Source organism: Acinetobacter sp. YH12155 (assembly GCF_013418255.1).
Taxonomy (GTDB): Bacteria; Pseudomonadota; Gammaproteobacteria; order Pseudomonadales; family Moraxellaceae; genus Acinetobacter; species Acinetobacter indicus.
Map to the genome: position 1 here is coordinate 1 of NZ_VPCK01000006.1, position 17,533 is coordinate 17,533.

Below are 17,533 nucleotides of genomic sequence, written 5' to 3' on the forward strand. Positions count from 1 at the left end.
GAATAATTCAAGTGAATTTGTTTGAAAGAAGAACTTTAAAAGCTTTATTTTCACCCGATAAAATACCCATAAAACAAGAGGAAGCTCAAATGAGCTTCCTCTTGTGAAAAATTGTGGGACAGCAATGCCCGGTTGGACGCTTTTTAAATATGTCGAATTCAGTATTAAGATGCTTCAGTCGATGCACCCGCAGCTGAAATCTGACGATGCGCTGCATGTAAATAATCATCTGACTGCATTTCCAGCAAACGTGAACGCGTCCGTTCAATTTCAAAGGCCAGTTTTTCACCCTGATACAGTTCAATAATCGAATCTTCAGAGGTTAATAGCAGTTTTACACCACGATCATAAAACTCATCGACCAGATAAATAAAACGGCGTGTACCATCGGCCAGATAATCGGTTAAATGCGGCACATTACTGACCAGCACGGTATTGTACAGGTTGGCAATTTCAATATAGTCAGCCGGGCTACGCGGTTTCAGGCACATTTCCGAGAATTCACACCACAACACATCTTCAGTATGCGCCACCGTTTCAATTAAACGGTTGTTGATGGTAATGGGCTCATCCGAATGGGTTTGGGTATGAGTCAGCGCATCAAAACGCTGCGCCATCCAGACATTATGGTCATGCGTCAGCGGCGATTTAAACAGTTGTGCCTGCTTTAACACGCGTAAACGGTAATCCACTCCTGCATCGACATTTAAAATGGCACAGTTCTTTTTCACCATTTCAATGGTCGGAATAAAGCGGTCACGGTGAATACCATTTTTATACAAGCCATCTGGCGCGATGTTTGAGGTGGCCACCAAAGTAATGCCGCGATTAAACAGCTTCTGGAACAGGTCGCTGAGAATCATGGCATCAGTCACGTTAGATACAAAGAATTCATCAAAACAGATAATTACCGCATCTTTATAAATCTGATCAGCCACTGTATCGAGCGGGTTACGCTGCCCTGACAGTTTGTTCAGTTCACGATGCACATGCTGCATAAAGTGATGGAAATGCATACGGATTTTGCGGCGAAACGGAATTGATTCATAGAACTGGTCCATCAGCCAGGTTTTACCGCGTCCAACCCCGCCCCACATATACACACCGCGCGGGGATGTCTGACGACGAAAACGGCGAAAGGCCTTTTTCGAGGCTTTATAACGCTGAATTAACTCTTGCCACACCCGGTCCAGCTCGTGTACCGCTTCGGCCTGTGCTTCATCTGGCATGAACTGCCCCGACGCCAACGCCTGTGCATAGCGTTCTGCCGGAGACAATGGAGTATATGCTGTGTTGTGGGATGAGTTGAAGTCAGACATATTATTCAGTACTTTTGGGGTTAATAAATGATAACGAAGATAACCGCCGCACAATATACCACTTTGGGTTTAAAATGCTTAGGCTATTTCCCATACTGGCGCGGACTTTGTCCAAACCAGCGTTTAAAGGCATGATTAAAAGCTGCAGGTTCTGAATAACCCAGTAACTCTGCAATCATTTCAATTGAATAAGCTTGATATTCAATTAATCTCAATGCCTTGTCTTTAATTAAATCTTCACGAATCTGTTTATAACTGGTGTTCAACTGCTGCAACTGATGCCGCAAGGTACGTTCTGGAATCTGTAAGGCCTGCGCGGTTTCGGCCATAGTCGGCATCACGCCCTGCTGCAATTCCAGATAATCTTTGACCCGCTGCACCAAGGTCGGTGCCTGATCTTCCAGTTTTAAGCGCTGCAGCTCTTCAATACACTTTTCTTCAAAGGTCTTGAAGGTAATTGAATCAGCGGATGGAATTTTCACTTCCAGCACCGACTGCTCGAACCAGAACGCTGCATGGTCATGGCCAAAACACAAGTCATGACCATAATAGTCATGATAAGCCGCCAGGGCCTGTGCCTGATCTGGCCGTGCAAATGGCAGTTCAATACGGATTTGCGGCACATTCAGGCTCATCATCTTGTAAAGATCCTGAATAAACTTGAAAGTCCCGGAAATTTCACATTGTGCCCGCAGCATACCCAAATCGCTATCCAGATCATTCGGCAGATATTGCAGCGCCACCCGATCTGCTTCATGTTTCAGCTTTAGCTGCCCGGTCAGATGAGTCAGCCCCTGATACTGAATGCCTTTTTCAATCGCGGTCGCAATAGTGTCAGAGGTCACCAGTAACATCAGCAAGGGACCATAACCGGCCAGTGCATAATGCTGGCCAATAAAAATACCCTGCTCAGGTCGCACCCCGGCGCCAATAATCTTCAGAATATCCAGTTCCAGTCGCGGATGAATCACCGAACTGGCATCCAGTGCATCTGCATGCAGTCCGATACTTTGCAAACGCTCATCCACATCAATTCCGGCATTTCGCATACCTTGAATTAAGTACATGAGACCGAGAATGGATCGTTTCATAGGGGCGCTTGAGTCACGTCTGTGTATCTGTTTTACTATATCATTCACTATTTTTAAATTGCCGAAAATATCAATTTTTTTGTCAGTGCTATCATGGCATCTGCACTGACCCGCTTATATGCTAATCATAGAAATAAAAAGAAAAGGATATACAACTATGCATGATGCATTGTCAAATCATGATTTTTCTACAAATCATGCCGTTCAAAAAACTAAAATTGCCATTATTGGTGCCGGTTTTGGTGGCTTGGCGATGGCCATTCGCCTGCTGCAGCAACAGATCACCGATTTTATTATTCTGGAAAAAGCCAATGAGGTTGGTGGTACCTGGCGGGAAAACCAGTATCCGGGTGCGGCCTGTGATGTGCAATCGCATATGTATTCCCTGTCATTTGCGCCCAAAACCGACTGGTCAAAACGCTATGCCGAAGCGCCAGAGATTTTTGCCTATATTCAGGGCCTGACCGATCAGTTCCAGCTCAGAGATTATTGCCAGTTTCAGACTGAAGTTCTGTCTGCACATTATCAGGAACAGGACTGCGAATGGCATTTACAGCTCAATCAGCAGCGCAAGCTAATTGCCCAATACGTGGTATTTGCCTCCGGACCCTTGCATGTGCCGCAAATTCCACATATTCAGGGGATCGAAAAATTTAAAGGCAAGGTCTTTCATTCATCGCAGTGGGATCATCAATACGACTTAAACGGTAAAAATGTCGCCTCAATTGGTACTGGCGGCAGTGCCATTCAATATATTCCGGAAATTGCCCCACAAACCAGACAGCTGTATGTGTTTCAGCGTACCGCCGCCTGGGTGATTCCACGCGATGAACGACTCTATAGCCAGCTTGAAAAAAAGCTGTTTAAAAAGTTTGACTGGTTTAGAAAACTGCACCGCGCCCGCCTGTACTGGTCCAATGAATCCCGCGTGGTGCCGATTGTAAAACCAGGGGTAATGAAATATACCCAGAAACTGGCCGAAGCCTTTTTAAAATATCAGGTCAAGGACAAACGCATCGCCGCCAAGCTGATTCCTGACTATATTATGGGTTGTAAACGTATTCTGGTCTCCAATAAATATTATCCGACCTTTAATCGCACCAATGTCGAACTGGTGACTGATGCCATTCAGGAACTGACCGAACACAGCATTATCACCAAAGATGGCAAAGAACGCCCAATTGATTGTCTGATTTATGGCACCGGTTTTATTACCGATCCGCGCATTTATCTGAAATCGTTTGATTGTGTCGGTGAACATGGCGTGGAGCTGAAACAGGCCTGGAAAGGTGGCGCCGAAAGTTATTATGGCATTTGCACCAAAGGCTTTCCCAACCTGTTCCAGCTGCTAGGCCCCAATACCGTGCTGGCGCATAATTCCGTAGTGTTTATGATTGAGGCACAGGTTGACTATATTTTGCAGATGATCAAGCTGGTCGAACAAACCCAGACCGATGCCATAGTCATTAAAGATCAGGTTCATGATGACTATAACCGTTATGTTCAGGAGATGCTGGCCGGGACCATCTGGCAATCCGGTTGTGTCAGCTGGTATCAGCAAGATGGCGGTAAAAACTTTGCCCTCTGGCCGACCTATACCTGGAAATACTGGTTAAAAACCCAGAAAGTGAATCCGGCTGATTATCGCTTACTGAATAAACGTGCAAAACAACAGCTGGCCAGCTAATTCAGGCATAATAAGCAGGAATTGATTTTAGGCGAGTATAGATGCAATCCTTTTGGCTTATTTTCCAGCTACTATTTTGTCTCTATCTCGGCTATGCCTTTGCAGCCCGGTTTCCCCGCTGGCTGCAACAGCTTATGCTGAAACTGTTACCTTATTTCAGCTATATTCTACTGATCGCCATTTCACTTGAATTTGCCCAGACTTTAAACCAAATCCCTCAACCGGAACGTATTTTAACCAGCGCAATGCTGATTTCATTTAGCACCAGTCTCGGCGCTTTCGCCTGCTGTTATGGCCTGTTTAAATGGGCCGGTTTTCAGCCCAGCCAAGGACGCGTATCCTTCAGTCTGGTACTACAATCCTTACTCAATATCAGTTATGCCTTCATTGCTTTAGCCGCTGGTTATCTGCTTTATCTGGGCAGTGAATATTGGCAGCTCAATTTACATATTAGTACCTGGCATTTATTACTGGTCTTTATGCTAATGATTGGTTTTGATCTCGCACGTGCGCCACTTGACCACTCCTGGTTAAACTGGAACATCCTGCTGGTGCCAGTGGGCTGTATTGTTGGCTCGATTTTAGGGGCGCTGTTCTGCTTATTCTGGCTATCACACATTTCCCTAAAAGATCTGATCATGCTGTCGCAAGGCTATGGCTTTTATTCCATGAGCGGGATTGTAATTAGTGAACTGCGTACAGCTGAACTGGGCAGTATTGCCCTGATGAATGATTTATTCCGCGAAATCTTTGCGATTGTGCTGATGTATCTGATTGGTTGGCGTTATCCGCGTGCGGCCATTTCTTCTGCCGGCGCTACAGCGATGGATGTGACCTTACCAATGGTGAAACAGGCCTGTGGCAATGACTTTATTCCTCATGCCATGGTCAGTGGTTTTGTGTTGTCAGTATTGGCACCTATCGTGGTCAGTATTCTGGCAGTGATTTAGATTTAACCTCTTCCAACCTCCCTTTACAAAGGGAGGAGTCTCCCTTTGGAAAAGGGGGGTTTAGGGAGATTACAACGTCGCTAGAATATCTTTAAGCATTTGACGAGGATGTTCCGCCTTGGTAATTGGGCGACCAATCACCAGATGTGTTGAACCATCCAGCATCGCCTGTTTAGGCGTAACGATACGCTTCTGGTCATCTGCAGCTGAACCTTCAGGGCGAATCCCCGGCGTTACCAGAGCAAATTCCTGACCTAAGCTTTCACGCAGCATTTTAGCTTCTTGCGCTGAACAAACTACGCCATCTAAACCGCTGTCTTTGGTTAAGGTGGCTAAACGCTTCACCTGTTCAAATGGCTCAATATCTAAACCGATATCACGTAAATCTTCACGGCCCATTGAGGTCAAAACAGTCACAGCAATAAGCTGGGTATTGTAATTCCCTGCTTTTAAGCGCTCTACACAGGTTTCCATCATTTTTCGGCCGCCAGAAGCATGCACATTCACCATCCACACCCCTAAGTCTGCTGCCGCACATACCGCCTGAGCTGTGGTGTTAGGAATATCGTGGAATTTCAAATCCAGAAAAACTTCAAAGCCTTTATCTTGCAGTGCTTTAACCACTGCTGGCCCTTCATGGGTAAACAGCTCTTTACCGACCTTGACCCGACATAAAGCTGGGTCTAGCTGCTCGGCAATTGTCATTGCGTCGTAATGACTTTTTGCATCTAAAGCAACGATAATACTCATGAGAAGACCCTTAAAACTGACAAAATTAAAGCATTATACGAATTTCAAATCTGGCAACCAAGTGAATTTTATTGAATATAAGCAAAGCAGTTAAATTAAGCTGCTTATTTATAAAACCTTATAGATCAAACTAAGCATTTCAAAACATGGCTGTATAAAAAAACGCTTAAGAGATCAGCTCTTAAGCGTTAAATATTTCAAGTTGCAGACCCTGAATAAAGCCATTCAACTTTATTCAAGCGCCCACTATAAAGGTGTAGATGAACGATCATTCGGATGAATATCTACCACTGTTTTTTCATGGCGTGTATTTGCAGCCGCCTCAGCCGCTGCCAACTGTGCCGTATGAATTTGCTCTTTGCGCAGATGGTCAATATCTTTACGCAGTCGCTTGATTTCCCAGCTGGTCTGGAATACGCGGAAAATCTGCACACCCAGTAAAAGTCCAACAACAACACCCAGTGCCAGGGTCAGTAATAACAATAACCCCAAACGCATGGCTGGAACTTGAGTGAACAAAAGGTCAACCGACAGCTCGGTCCCATTTTGTAAAACCAGAGCCAATGAATAGCCAAACAGTACAATCAATAATGCGACTAAGACGTAACGCATAAACACACCTCAGGATATAAATTAATTATTTCTCTGCAGATGCGTTCACTGCATCGCGCAATGCTTTACCTGGTTTGAAATGAGGTACCGCTTTTGCCGCCACTTTAACTGACTTGCCCGTTTTCGGGTTACGACCTACACGTGGCTCACGATGATGCAATGCAAAGCTACCAAATCCACGAATTTCAATTCGGTTATCTGCAGACAGTGATTCAATCATTTGATCAATCATAATCTTAACAGCTTCTTCAACTAAAGGTTCCGCTAAATGTGGATTTTTTAGGGAAATTCGCTCTATTAAGTCAGACTTATTAAGTGCTTCAGTAGTCATCTGCGACCTCTTTAATTATCAAGCTACTTTAACTTAAAACCGATAATAACCTGTTTAAATACAAAACGGTAGCGCAATAAGTTAATACTACGCTACCGTTTACAGTATTTGTGTAAAAAGTAAGATTTAAATTACATTAATCATACTTTTCCACGGCTACTTAGTGGTTCATCTGAGCTTTGATCAGATCACCAATAGTCTTAGGACCATTGTCTTGAGAAGCTGTTGCTTGACGTAAGTTAGCTACTGCTTCTTTCTCTTCAGCTTCGTCTTTCGCTTTGATAGACAAGTTGATAGAGCGAGACTTACGGTCAACGTTGATGATTTTCGCTTCAACTTCTTGACCAACTTCTAAGAACTTAGTTGCATCTTCAACGCGATCACGGTTGATTTCAGATGCTTTCAGAGTTGCTTCAACTTCGTCAGCTAACTTAACAGTCGCGCCTTTCGCGTCAACTGCAGTTACAGTACCTTTAACCAGCGCACCGCGTTCGTTAGCAGCCAAGAAATCGTTGAATGGATCGCTGTTCAATTGCTTGATACCAAGGCTGATACGGTTGCCTTCAGCGTCTACAGACAGGATAACCGCTTCAACAGTGTCACCTTTCTTGTAACGACGAATCGCTTCTTCGCCTTGTTCGTTCCAAGAGATGTCAGACAAGTGAACTAGACCATCGATACCGCCTGGTAAACCGATGAAGATACCGAAGTCAGTGATTGACTTGATTGTACCTGAAACTTTTTCACCTTTATCGTGGTTCTTAGCAAACTCTTCCCATGGGTTAGCACGAGTTTGTTTGATACCAAGAGAAATACGACGACGCTCTTCATCAACTTCAAGAACCATAACGTCAACTTCGTCACCGATCTGAACAACTTTAGATGGGTGGATGTTTTTGTTTGTGTGGTCCATTTCTGAAACGTGTACTAAGCCTTCAACGCCTTCAGCGATTTCAGCGAAGCAACCGTAGTCAGTTAAGTTAGTTACGCGAGCTTTAACGATAGAACCTTTAGGATAACGGCTCATGATCGCTAACCATGGATCTTCGCCTAATTGTTTCAGGCCTAAAGATACGCGGTTACGTTCTTTGTCAAACTTAAGTACTTTAACAGTAACTTCTTGACCAACTTCAACAACTTCTGATGGGTGCTTGATACGTTTCCAAGCCATGTCAGTGATGTGAAGAAGACCGTCGATACCGCCAAGGTCAACGAACGCGCCGTAATCAGTAAGGTTCTTGATCGTACCTGTAACTGTTTGACCTTCTTCAAGCTGAGCAAGAAGCGCTTCACGGTCAGCTGAAGATTCAGCTTCCATAACAGCACGACGAGAAACAACAACGTTGTTACGTTTAGCGTCAAGCTTGATAACTTTGAATTCTAACTCTTTACCTTCAAGGTGAGTTGTGTCACGGATAGGACGAGTGTCTACCAAAGAACCTGGTAAGAACGCACGAACTGGACCGATGTCAACAGTGAAACCGCCTTTAACTTTACCAGAGATAACACCAGTAACGATTTCGCCGTCTTCAAAGATTTTTTCAAGTTTAGTCCAAGTTTCAGCACGTTTCGCTTTTTCACGTGATAAAACTGTTTGACCCATACCGTTGTCGAGAGCTTCAACAACAACATCAACAGTATCACCAACTTGAACTTCAAGTTCACGTTGTTCATTTAAGAATTCAGCACGGTCAACAATACCTTCAGATTTAAGGCCAGTGTCAACTGTTACCCAATCAGAGTCGATGCTTACTACAACGCCTTGGATGACAGCACCCTTTTCAACGTTGAGGTTTAATTCGCTTTCTTCAAAGAGGGCTGCAAAAGATTCGGTCATGATATTTCCGATAAAGTCAGCGGTCTTGGATCAGACAAGGCCGGTTTAGTTAAGCGTTTACATAGTCCGTATAAAACTGATCAAGCTATGCATTCGCTGAATAAATTTAGTTTGCTAACTGCTGATCGACATAACGTGTCATCAGTTGAAAGACTTCATCGATGTTCAAATCTGAACTGTCAATGATGTAAGCATCAACCGCTGGCTTGAGTGGAGCAACTTCGCGCTCCATATCTCGTTTGTCGCGAGCTTCGATATTAGCTAAAATGTCGTTTATTTTAGCATCCAGCCCCATACCCTGCAACTGTTTTACACGTCTTTGCGCGCGCGACTCTGCCGATGCAGTCAGATAAATTTTGGCTTGTGCTTCAGGAAAAATGGAGGTGGCCATGTCACGACCATCGGCTACCAGCCCCGGCGCCTGGGCAAAAGCACGCTGACGGGCCAACAATGCCGTTCTAAGTTCCGGAATTGCTGCTACTTTTGAAGCATATTCTCCGACACGTTCGGTACGGATGGTCTGGCTGACATCTTCGCCATCCAGCATGACCTGAGTGCCGGTTGCTGTGCTCTGAAATTTGATGTCTAAATTTGTTGCAATTTCGATGCATTTGCTTAGTTCGTTACTCAGACTTTCCAGCAAATCTGCCTTATGCAATGACAGCCCAAGCAGACGATACAGCGCGCCTGAATCCAGCAAGTGAAATTGATAATGTGCAGCCAGTTTGGCGGCAAGCGTACCTTTACCTGAGCCACTTGGCCCATCAATGGTAATAATTTGAACTGTCATTGCGTTTCCAGACATATTTACAGATTTTTATACAGATTTAGCCAGTTTACTTAAACCGATTTTAATTGCAGTTTTCAACTGGGCAAGAATGAGTTTACTGACAAAAGGCGCGCGTGCCTGCAGCTCAATCCGGTAGGTCACCAGGGTTTTATCTTCTGCCACAGGCTCAAATTCAATCACGCCCAAATGATGTTTCACCAACGGATTTTTAATAATTTTATATTCAATCCGCTGATTTGGCTCGAGCACCGTAATCTGCTCCTGCAAAGGCTTAACCGGGCCAAAACCCATCCGGCGCACTGAACCCACACCATCCGGGCGTTCAGGATCAGCGGAATCCTTGACACGCTTAACCTGTAAAGGTGCAAAAGCGGTGTTATAGGTGGCATGTTTCGACATTAATTCAAATACCTGTGCTACAGGCGCATTAAATTCTTTTTTAATTTGAATAGCGTTCATTTTATTGTTCCTAAAGGGATTCAATCACGTACACGGCTTAGTGTAGAGGAAAATGCTTTAAAGATTCTGATCATTTAAGGACTTTTGTTGTAATTTTTGCTGTCTTTTCTGCTCACGACGCAGCTTGAAAAAATCGCTCAACTGGGCTGCACACTGGGTTTGCAAACAGCCCGCTTCAAATTCAAACAGATGATTATAATAGCCGCTGTCCAGCAATTGGCGTGCACTAACCAGAGAACCAGCTTTCGGCTCGGTGGTGCCAAATACTACCCGTTTTACCCGGGCATGAATCAGTGCACCCACACACATGGTACACGGCTCTAGCGTAACATAGAGCGTGGTATCTTCCGGCAAGCGATAATTTTCAATGTGGCTACAGGCCTGACGAATCGCCAGAATTTCAGCATGCGCAGTAGGATCATTCAGGGAAATGGGCGCATTATAGCCCGACCCAATAATCTGGTTCTGACTGACTAAAATTGCCCCGACAGGAATTTCTCCCTGCGAGGCCGCTAATGCAGCCTGCTCAAAAGCACGCTGCATCCAGTATTCATCAGAATAAGCTTCTACATCAGACATAAATCAGCTGATAACACCATGACGTTTCAGTAGATCATTCCAGCTTTGAATTGAAGTCACTGGTGGATCATCAGCCAGAATACCTTTCAGACTGCGATCAGCGCCCTGCTTCCACTCTGGAGATAAATCCTTATCGACCAGACGGGCACGCACACCCTCAACAAAGTCAGGATGATTGATTTTCCAGGCCGAAATCTGGGTTTCCAGCTCAAACACTTCATTCCATGAATGCACCTGCTTGCCCCATTGCCATAATAACCAGCTTAGGGCTGCAGTTGTCAGTGAACCTTTTTGCAGGTTTTCACTGGCCTGACGCAACCAGTCACTACGCGCATCACTTAGACCGACAATTGCTTCATAGTCATGTTCAAAGTTGACTCCACGACACACGCTATGAATCACATCTAACGAGTTCTGTAATGGTCCTGGTCCAACCGGACGATGCATACTGTTCAAGGTATCATCAATTGCACGGAAATCCCCGGCCGGATAATGATCCCAGTCAATATTGATCATCCGGTCCAGCACCACGTCACGTGCGACATCACAGATATGCGTGGCCCAGCCAATTCCGTAAGCACCGGCGGCAGTCATAATCGAACCGGTTAAACCAGTGAACAGACCAATAGCACCCCGATCTGCCAGGAAGCGCGATGCACCTACATCTGGATAAAGACCGATATTAATTTCCGGCATTGCCAGACGTGAATGCGGGGTTACCAGACGGAACGGCGCTGCCATAAACAGACCCAAACCACCGCCCATCACATAACCTTCACCCCAGACCAGAACCGGTTTGGCATAGTTATGCAGCAACAAATCCAGCGCATATTCCTGTTCAAAGAATTTATTGGCTGCCTCAACTTCGTCATTAATCACCAGTTGACGCAGTTTGCGCACATCGCCACCGGCACAGAAGGCTTTTGGTGTAGTGGAATCGAGCCAAATGGCTTTCACCTGCTCATCCGTATGAAAGTCCTGAAAGACTTCCAGTAAAGCAGTCACGATAGATTCATCCAGTGCATGCAACGACTTTGGACGGTTCAAACGAACAATACGCCAGCCATTTTGTGCTTCTTCAACAATTAAATCGGGATGATACTGTTTCAATACGGGAGTTTGTGTCATGCGTCCAGCTGCCAGTCTATAGGCTCAATGCCATGTTGTTTCAGGTAATTATTTGTTTTTGAAAACACTTTACATCCAAAAAAACCACCACGATTTGCCGCCAGCGGCGACGGATGTGCGGCTTTCAAGATTAAGTGTTTATTCGGATCAATGCGTTGTCCCTTACGCTGTGCATAGGCACCCCATAAAATGAACACAATATGCTCACGCTGTTCATTTAGGACATCAATCACATGATCTGTAAATTCTTCCCAGCCCCGCTTCTGATGCGATGTTGGCTGTGCAGCCTCAACAGTCAGGACACTGTTTAACAGCAGCACACCCTGTTCCGCCCAACGGGTTAAATCGCCATGCTTGGGAATATCTAGCCCCAAGTCGGTATGTAACTCATGGAAAATATTACGTAAAGATGGCGGTAATGCAACCCCTCTCTGCACAGAAAAGCTCAGGCCATGTGCCTGATTCGGACCATGATAAGGATCTTGGCCCAGAATAACGACTTTGACCTGCTCTAGCGGCGTGGTATTTAGTGCATTAAAAATTAAGCCACTTGGTGGATAAATCACTTTATTGGCTTGTTTTTCTTCGAGTAGGAATGCTTTTAAGGCATCCATTTTCTCACCCAGCAAAAAATCGCTCAGGGCATATTTCCAGCTCGCATCTAACTGAACCTTCTCCAGTTTCGCGTGTTGCTGTTCAGTTAAAGACATACCTGTATTAAATCCTTTATATCCATGTCAGGATGTGTGTATTAGAGTTTAACCTGTAAATCTACGCTTGGGTTTTGGAATTTAATACCCTGTTTCAATTTTTCATACATCTCTGGATCTGACCATTCCGCGCGCACCTGCGCTGAAAACTCGATCTGATCCAAGGCAAGCCGTCCCATTTGTTCATTTTCAATATCTTCCAAAAAGCTTTGCGCATAACCGGTATCGGTTTCATGCACAATTACCGAATAGACTTCGACATCACCTTCACCATTCTGGGTGATGGTTGAGGCCAGCACCTGCTGTGCCAAAAAGAAGAAAATACGGGAAAACTGCTCGGCAGATGGCGATACTGGTAAAGAGACCCAGCGTGCACTGAAGTTTTGGCAGGCCTGAATATAATCCGGATTGTCCTGTTGCCAGAAACAGATCGCATGATCGAAAGAATCAAAAATTTCTTTAATCACACCTTTTAGCAAGCCAAAATCATAGACCATTTGACCATGATCTAATTTCGTTGCCTTAAGTAACAGCTCAACTTTATAGCTATGGCCGTGTATTGAACGTTTACAGCGGTCTGAAGTGCAGTTACGCACAATATGAGCATTTTCAAACTTAAATAACTTACGAATTAACATGTGTCCCGATCAGGCCAGATTATTTGTGAATCGACTATTAATTATAAAGCAAAATTAAAGGAATAAGCATTAAATTTGCTGTTTAACTTGATAGCTAAAACCTATCTCGCTTTATGCACAGTGAAAATTGCGCTGAAAGGCTGTGTTTTAAAATGGTGCCATGCTGCGATAGGCCACATAAACCGTTTTTTTATCGCGCACCAGATCACTACTAAACTGGCGTTTGCGTTCACTCAGCATCACTTCAATTTTTGCCTTAAAGTAATTGGACTGTACCCCCAGTAAAGCACCGACCTGAGCTTTCAGGGCGGCATCCACCTGTTTAAAGGCATCCAGCTCCCACAGTTCCTGCGTATTGGCAAAATGCTCCAGATTGGCCTGACGCTGTTCCAGCACCTGCTGAATCTGGTTCACATCCAGCTTGTCATCAATACTGGCCAGCACCAAAGCCGGTGCCGTATTGATGTTGATACTGGTACTGCGGTTCGGCAAAGCACTGACATAAGGCAGTAACAGCTGATATTGACCTTCTTCAAAGCCGCGCACCTGTTTCAGTTCTTCGACACTATAAAACAGGGAATTTGAAGGTAAATAACCATTAGGTAGGCCCTGATAATAGCTACTCTCGGCACCCATCGGCCCGATGGGTAAATCATCGGCATCTTGCCAGTCAATTACCGCTTCACTGATTTGGGCAGGCAAGCCAACACGCACCAGCAGCCGTTCAAAATACAGTTTGGCATTTTCATTAACATTGCCATTGTCATTCAGCAAGGCATTTAAATTGAACTTCCCCGATTCATCACTCAACACACCCGCCACAAAACCATCATCAACAGGAAAAGCTGGCATTGGCTGGGCCCAGTTCTCTTGCAGATGATCGACCTCGGCAGCATTTTCAGCATCATCTTTGAGCAATTCAGCAAAGAAGGCTTCGGCACTTTTGGCATAGAGCAAGGACTGGTTCTGCCGCATTAAATAAGCGGTACTTTCTGCTGTATAGGCCTGACGTTTGGCAATGGTCGCCGCCAAAATGGTGGCCAATGCCACCATCATTAAAATAGTGATTAGCGCAATACCCTGTTGCTGTTTTATGTTCTGTCTCATTGCCCCATTCACTGCCTGTCTTATGATGTGGTTTTATTGTCTGATTTCAGGAAGTCAGTATTTAACAGGCTAAAAATCCATTCATATTGTACATCTTGTACGGTTAAATTTATTTTAATGCCTTTTGGCAGTTTGCGTTTTTGTTGATTATCATTTAAGTCAATACTGCTGTCTGGCCAGTTACTCAGTTCCTGCGGATTCAGCACACTAACCTGAAACTGGCTAACATTGTCCAACAATACACTGGAAACCGGCTGATCATGCCCGGACTGATGCAAATTGGCATATTTCAGACGATACAGTTTTTGTTCATCGGCCCGGTACTGATATTCAATCCGTTCAGTGGGGGCAATGCCCTGCTGCAAAGGATCGGTCACACCGGTCTTGCTAAAATTAAAACGGCCGTTTTGTAGTACCAAAGCTGGCTGAATATCATTATTGATGTTGGCCGTCAGCGGTACAATCTGAATGCTGTCACGCAAGATTTGCTGATAGGCACCCTGCAATCCTTCTAACTGCTGTTCATGCCACTGGTTACGGTCTTTGACCTTGACCAGATAATCAAATACTTTCCAGCCTAAGGCAGACAGCACCGCAAAGATGGCAATGGCCACCAGCAGCTCGACCAGAGTAAATCCGCGTTTAGCCTTAATCATTGCGCCACCCGATGATTAAAAAACACCAAATGGGTGATCCCGGCTTCTACTTGTCCGGTATCGGGGTTAAATAAGCTGACCTGCACCTCTACCCGCTGCACATTCGGGCTAATGGTGGGCTGTGCGCTTTTATCAATTTGCCAGCTTTCACCTTGCAGGGTGACCTGTTTTGATTGCGTACCCGTCAGCCAGTCCTGCTGGATTTCCATTAGAGCCTGTTCATTTAAGGCCATAAACTGCGCTTTGGTTCTTAAAATGGCATGAGAGGTGGACTGGGTATATTGCATGGCCACTTGAGTCAGCGCCATGGCCGCTGTAGCGAAAATCGCCAGTGCCACCATCACTTCTAATAAGGTAAAACCGGCAATACGCTTGAATCGGGTCTGATGCGGATATGCTCGTAATCGGTACGCGGATGTTGAACAGCTGGAAAAAAGCCGGCTCAGTTTTTGCAGATCAGGCGATAAGAAGGCTGAAAATAATCTATTCTTCATTCACGATCTTACCCAGATGATCAATTTCGATTTCAGCCCCAACCGGACGCTGCTCGAAATAAAACTGAATCCGTACCGGTTTAATTTCGCCATTACCGAGCCAGATCAGTTTCGGCGCATCGCCTTGCAGCAAGGCGGCATTCTGCGCATTCTCAAAGCCGTGTTGTAAGGGCTGAATCTGAAAGCTCACCCCATCGGGCAAACTTTGCATCTCAAATTCGGCATATTTTTGCCAGCGGGTCGCGGTTTGACTGAGCATGACGCTTGAACTGTCGGTAGCGGTGGTTGCTGGCAAATATTCCAGAACTTCATAACGAAATGGTGACACATCGGTGGCATTTTGAACATTTAGAGCCAGCACACGCGATTGATCGTCTGCTTCGCGTTGCAACTTCTTCACATCCATCAAAAACACTTCACGTGCCTGCATGGCGCTGCGCTGGTCCACCCCGCCAATATTCATCAGCACCAGTGAGGCGGCAATGGCCATGACCACAATCACCACCATCAATTCAATGAGTGTAAAACCACGAACAGATGAGAAGTGATGCGATCTAGTCATGAGGTTTAAGCGATCTGTTCGAGATGTTGAACTTGTTTCGGCAAGGCCAGTGCCTGGTCAATATAGGCCACGCGCAAGGTGTCACGTGAACCCAGGTAACGCTGATAGAAACTGGAGTTTAGAATGGCCGCCGCGCCGTGCGTCAAGGACCAGATCGAAGCCAGATAGTCACGCACCGACATTTTGCTCTGAATTGATTCCAGATAATGCTCAGTCATGCGAATAATCAGGCGTAAGCGCTGTTTACGCACCTGATACAGCTCATTAAACAGATGGTTGATGCCCATACCGGTAGTCGACAGGCGCTCTTCAATCTGATGGAACAGTACCGTGCGCTCTGGATGATGCAAGTGATGCAGCATAAAGAAGGCCAAATGTTCAGGAAACTTTTTCTCAGCATCCTTGATCATTTCGAGCAGCATGTTCTCATTACGAATAATCAGCAACATGTACAGCTCGTCTTTACTCTGGAAATGTTTATAAAGCGTGCCTTTGGCCAGGTCTAATTCTGCAGCCAAGGCATCAAGCGTCATCCCTGCTTCGCCATTTTCTAATAGCAACTGCTCTGCAACTTGAAAAATTAAGGTTTCTCTTGCTCGAAATTGAGCCTGACGATCCATCTTCACCCTATAAACTCTCTCTTATGCACTTATCGGTCAGTTTTAAAAATTTCTAGATTTTTACTTTTGGTTCAAGAGGTTTTCAAAATTCTGCATGGTTATGAAAGCCATCTCTTCCAGTGACTTATCATATACATCACTCAGGGCTTTGGCTACATATGGGACATATTTTGGTTCATTTGATTTACCACGATATGGCATTGGTGCCAGATACGGTGAATCGGTTTCAATCAGAACGCGATCTAGTGGCACCTGCTTGGCCACATCCCGTAAATCCTGGGCATTTTTAAAAGACACAATACCCGAGAAAGAGACATAGTAACCGCAGTCCAGTACCGCTTTGGCGGTTTCCCAATCTTCGGTAAAACAGTGCAAAATCCCATGGGTTGATTTTTCCGCGCGGATAATATCAACCGTATCATGCTTGGCTGAACGGGTATGCACCACCACCGGTTTTTTTACAATTTGCGAGGCATGGATATGTCTGGCAAAACAGTCTTTCTGCTCGGCAATAAAATCGGTACTGTGATAATAATCCAGCCCGGTTTCCCCCAGCGCCCAGACTTTTTCCGGTTGTGCCAGCTCGACCAGATAGTCAGTGGTGGCACGCGCCATGGTGGCCGCATCTTCACAAGGATGCACACCCACGGTATAACCGACATCTGCATGACGTGCGGCAATTTTTGCCAGTTCGATATGGTCATCCAGATCGACCGAAATACTCATAAATTTAGATACGCCGGCTTCTCGCGCCTGCGCCAATGCCAGATCCAGATTTCCATCATACGGAGTTAAATCGAGCATGGTTAAATGACAATGCGTATCTACAAACACAGGCGTTTCCTACAACAGCTTAGAACAGACTACATAGTGTAACTGTTTCGATTTGAAGACTTAAGTCCTGCCAGTAGTCTTTCTGCTTCTGCTTTGTAATACAGACCCTTTTCACCACTGAGTTGAATACCAAAGCCCTGTAATTTCACCCCATTCTGTTTTTGTGAAATCCAGATTACTTTACCGGTCAGTGGAATTTTTTGTGATTGTTCCGGCAAGGTCGCCAGTACAAAGATTTCTTCGCCCATCTGCACCGGTTGCTTGGAAGGAATAAACAGTCCGCCATCGACCACATAGGGCATATAACTTAAATAGAGCGTTTCTAGATCTGGAATATTGGCCTGGATAATTCCGCCCATACGTGGCTGCATACTGTTTC

21 protein-coding genes are annotated in these 17,533 nt (G+C 45.2%); 2 read left to right on the plus strand and 19 right to left on the minus strand.

Translation table 11 applies throughout. The annotated features are described in order from the left end of the window. Positions 1–164: 164 nt before the first annotated feature. Together zapE and FTU86_RS05410 are read right to left on the minus strand one after the other, a co-directional pair. Positions 165–1,319 (minus strand): cell division protein ZapE, encoded by a 1,155-nt coding sequence (zapE, locus tag FTU86_RS05405; protein ID WP_005177549.1) that lies wholly within the window; start codon positions 1,317–1,319, stop codon positions 165–167. 83 nt (positions 1,320–1,402) lie between these two features. Then, the gene (locus FTU86_RS05410) at positions 1,403–2,410 is read right to left on the minus strand and encodes an AraC family transcriptional regulator (RefSeq protein ID WP_075166796.1); all 1,008 of its coding nucleotides are present in this window, start codon (positions 2,408–2,410) and stop codon (positions 1,403–1,405) included. Between the two features lie 157 nt (positions 2,411–2,567). Between FTU86_RS05410 and FTU86_RS05415 the strand changes: the two genes are divergently transcribed. After that, entirely contained in the window at positions 2,568–4,097 is a 1,530-nt protein-coding gene (locus tag FTU86_RS05415) for an NAD(P)/FAD-dependent oxidoreductase (protein ID WP_180036750.1), read from the plus strand. A 41-nt stretch (positions 4,098–4,138) separates the two neighbouring features. After that, a complete protein-coding gene (locus FTU86_RS05420; RefSeq protein WP_104488984.1) occupies positions 4,139–5,047 on the plus strand; it encodes a lysine exporter LysO family protein in 909 nt (302 codons plus the stop codon). Positions 5,048–5,116: 69 nt separating this feature from the next. Here FTU86_RS05420 and pyrF read toward each other — a convergent pair whose 3' ends face one another. The 17 genes from pyrF to FTU86_RS05505 all read right to left on the minus strand — a co-directional run bounded on the left by pyrF (position 5,117) and on the right by FTU86_RS05505 (position 17,525). Then, a complete protein-coding gene (gene pyrF / locus FTU86_RS05425) occupies positions 5,117–5,797 on the minus strand; it encodes an orotidine-5'-phosphate decarboxylase (RefSeq protein WP_075166793.1) in 681 nt (226 codons plus the stop codon). A 246-nt stretch (positions 5,798–6,043) separates the two neighbouring features. Beyond that, entirely contained in the window at positions 6,044–6,409 is a 366-nt protein-coding gene (locus FTU86_RS05430; RefSeq protein ID WP_005177535.1) for a lipopolysaccharide assembly protein LapA domain-containing protein, read from the minus strand. Positions 6,410–6,434: 25 nt separating this feature from the next. Continuing rightward, positions 6,435–6,740: an integration host factor subunit beta gene (locus FTU86_RS05435; protein ID WP_005177533.1), complete on the minus strand. Its 306-nt coding sequence runs from the start codon at positions 6,738–6,740 to the stop codon at positions 6,435–6,437. A gap of 160 nt (positions 6,741–6,900) precedes the next feature. Further along, the gene (rpsA, locus tag FTU86_RS05440; RefSeq protein WP_005177527.1) at positions 6,901–8,577 is read right to left on the minus strand and encodes a 30S ribosomal protein S1; all 1,677 of its coding nucleotides are present in this window, start codon (positions 8,575–8,577) and stop codon (positions 6,901–6,903) included. A 106-nt stretch (positions 8,578–8,683) separates the two neighbouring features. Next, positions 8,684–9,367, minus strand: a complete 684-nt coding sequence (gene cmk, locus FTU86_RS05445) for a (d)CMP kinase (protein WP_016658215.1) — start codon at positions 9,365–9,367, stop codon at positions 8,684–8,686. Positions 9,368–9,394: 27 nt separating this feature from the next. Beyond that, positions 9,395–9,826 (minus strand): SRPBCC family protein, encoded by a 432-nt coding sequence (locus tag FTU86_RS05450; protein ID WP_104473640.1) that lies wholly within the window; start codon positions 9,824–9,826, stop codon positions 9,395–9,397. A gap of 57 nt (positions 9,827–9,883) precedes the next feature. Then, positions 9,884–10,405, minus strand: coding sequence for a tRNA adenosine(34) deaminase TadA (gene tadA / locus FTU86_RS05455; protein ID WP_160241357.1), 522 nt, complete (start codon positions 10,403–10,405; stop codon positions 9,884–9,886). A gap of 3 nt (positions 10,406–10,408) precedes the next feature. Then, a complete protein-coding gene (locus FTU86_RS05460) occupies positions 10,409–11,533 on the minus strand; it encodes an enoyl-CoA hydratase/isomerase family protein (protein ID WP_005177517.1) in 1,125 nt (374 codons plus the stop codon). Continuing rightward, the gene (ung, locus tag FTU86_RS05465) at positions 11,530–12,243 is read right to left on the minus strand and encodes a uracil-DNA glycosylase (RefSeq protein WP_005177514.1); all 714 of its coding nucleotides are present in this window, start codon (positions 12,241–12,243) and stop codon (positions 11,530–11,532) included. The genes FTU86_RS05460 and ung overlap by 4 nt, the downstream gene beginning before the upstream one ends. Before the next feature lie 41 nt (positions 12,244–12,284). Further along, the gene (locus FTU86_RS05470; RefSeq protein WP_005177512.1) at positions 12,285–12,881 is read right to left on the minus strand and encodes a 6-carboxytetrahydropterin synthase; all 597 of its coding nucleotides are present in this window, start codon (positions 12,879–12,881) and stop codon (positions 12,285–12,287) included. A gap of 147 nt (positions 12,882–13,028) precedes the next feature. Continuing rightward, positions 13,029–13,988, minus strand: coding sequence for a type II secretion system minor pseudopilin GspK (gene gspK / locus FTU86_RS05475; protein ID WP_171296439.1), 960 nt, complete (start codon positions 13,986–13,988; stop codon positions 13,029–13,031). Positions 13,989–14,008: 20 nt separating this feature from the next. Further along, positions 14,009–14,644 (minus strand): type II secretion system minor pseudopilin GspJ, encoded by a 636-nt coding sequence (gspJ, locus tag FTU86_RS05480; protein WP_160241358.1) that lies wholly within the window; start codon positions 14,642–14,644, stop codon positions 14,009–14,011. Then, the gene (gspI, locus tag FTU86_RS05485) at positions 14,641–15,012 is read right to left on the minus strand and encodes a type II secretion system minor pseudopilin GspI (RefSeq protein ID WP_228289532.1); all 372 of its coding nucleotides are present in this window, start codon (positions 15,010–15,012) and stop codon (positions 14,641–14,643) included. The genes gspJ and gspI overlap by 4 nt, the downstream gene beginning before the upstream one ends. Positions 15,013–15,127: 115 nt before the next feature. Then, positions 15,128–15,700 carry a prepilin-type N-terminal cleavage/methylation domain-containing protein gene (locus FTU86_RS05490; protein ID WP_160241360.1) on the minus strand — a complete coding sequence of 191 codons (573 nt, stop codon included), beginning with the start codon at positions 15,698–15,700 and terminating at the stop codon, positions 15,128–15,130. A gap of 5 nt (positions 15,701–15,705) precedes the next feature. Next, complete coding sequence (locus FTU86_RS05495; protein WP_075166784.1) at positions 15,706–16,320, minus strand: TetR/AcrR family transcriptional regulator; 615 nt, start codon at positions 16,318–16,320, stop codon at positions 15,706–15,708. Positions 16,321–16,380: 60 nt separating this feature from the next. Next, positions 16,381–17,154 carry a TatD family hydrolase gene (locus tag FTU86_RS05500; protein WP_005177502.1) on the minus strand — a complete coding sequence of 258 codons (774 nt, stop codon included), beginning with the start codon at positions 17,152–17,154 and terminating at the stop codon, positions 16,381–16,383. A gap of 29 nt (positions 17,155–17,183) precedes the next feature. Further along, positions 17,184–17,525 (minus strand): PilZ domain-containing protein, encoded by a 342-nt coding sequence (locus FTU86_RS05505; protein WP_005177501.1) that lies wholly within the window; start codon positions 17,523–17,525, stop codon positions 17,184–17,186. Positions 17,526–17,533: the final 8 nt, after the last annotated feature.

Bases quoted from the DNA above. Each gene is read 5' to 3' on its own strand.
- FTU86_RS05450 (WP_104473640.1), bottom strand. From the start codon at position 9,826: ATGAACGCTATTCAAATTAAAAAAGAATTTAATGCGCCTGTAGCACAG.
- FTU86_RS05490 (WP_160241360.1), bottom strand. From the start codon at position 15,700: ATGACTAGATCGCATCACTTCTCATCTGTTCGTGGTTTTACACTCATT.
- ung (WP_005177514.1), bottom strand. From the start codon at position 12,243: ATGTCTTTAACTGAACAGCAACACGCGAAACTGGAGAAGGTTCAGTTA.
- zapE (WP_005177549.1), bottom strand. From the start codon at position 1,319: ATGTCTGACTTCAACTCATCCCACAACACAGCATATACTCCATTGTCT.
- FTU86_RS05420 (WP_104488984.1), top strand. From the start codon at position 4,139: ATGCAATCCTTTTGGCTTATTTTCCAGCTACTATTTTGTCTCTATCTC.
- FTU86_RS05495 (WP_075166784.1), bottom strand. From the start codon at position 16,320: ATGGATCGTCAGGCTCAATTTCGAGCAAGAGAAACCTTAATTTTTCAA.
- cmk (WP_016658215.1), bottom strand. From the start codon at position 9,367: ATGACAGTTCAAATTATTACCATTGATGGGCCAAGTGGCTCAGGTAAA.
- FTU86_RS05415 (WP_180036750.1), top strand. From the start codon at position 2,568: ATGCATGATGCATTGTCAAATCATGATTTTTCTACAAATCATGCCGTT.
- pyrF (WP_075166793.1), bottom strand. From the start codon at position 5,797: ATGAGTATTATCGTTGCTTTAGATGCAAAAAGTCATTACGACGCAATG.
- tadA (WP_160241357.1), bottom strand. From the start codon at position 10,405: ATGTCTGATGTAGAAGCTTATTCTGATGAATACTGGATGCAGCGTGCT.
- FTU86_RS05435 (WP_005177533.1), bottom strand. From the start codon at position 6,740: ATGACTACTGAAGCACTTAATAAGTCTGACTTAATAGAGCGAATTTCC.
- FTU86_RS05470 (WP_005177512.1), bottom strand. From the start codon at position 12,881: ATGTTAATTCGTAAGTTATTTAAGTTTGAAAATGCTCATATTGTGCGT.
- gspJ (WP_160241358.1), bottom strand. From the start codon at position 14,644: ATGATTAAGGCTAAACGCGGATTTACTCTGGTCGAGCTGCTGGTGGCC.
- gspK (WP_171296439.1), bottom strand. From the start codon at position 13,988: ATGAGACAGAACATAAAACAGCAACAGGGTATTGCGCTAATCACTATT.
- FTU86_RS05410 (WP_075166796.1), bottom strand. From the start codon at position 2,410: ATGAAACGATCCATTCTCGGTCTCATGTACTTAATTCAAGGTATGCGA.
- rpsA (WP_005177527.1), bottom strand. From the start codon at position 8,577: ATGACCGAATCTTTTGCAGCCCTCTTTGAAGAAAGCGAATTAAACCTC.
- FTU86_RS05430 (WP_005177535.1), bottom strand. From the start codon at position 6,409: ATGCGTTACGTCTTAGTCGCATTATTGATTGTACTGTTTGGCTATTCA.
- FTU86_RS05460 (WP_005177517.1), bottom strand. From the start codon at position 11,533: ATGACACAAACTCCCGTATTGAAACAGTATCATCCCGATTTAATTGTT.
- FTU86_RS05505 (WP_005177501.1), bottom strand. From the start codon at position 17,525: ATGCAGCCACGTATGGGCGGAATTATCCAGGCCAATATTCCAGATCTA.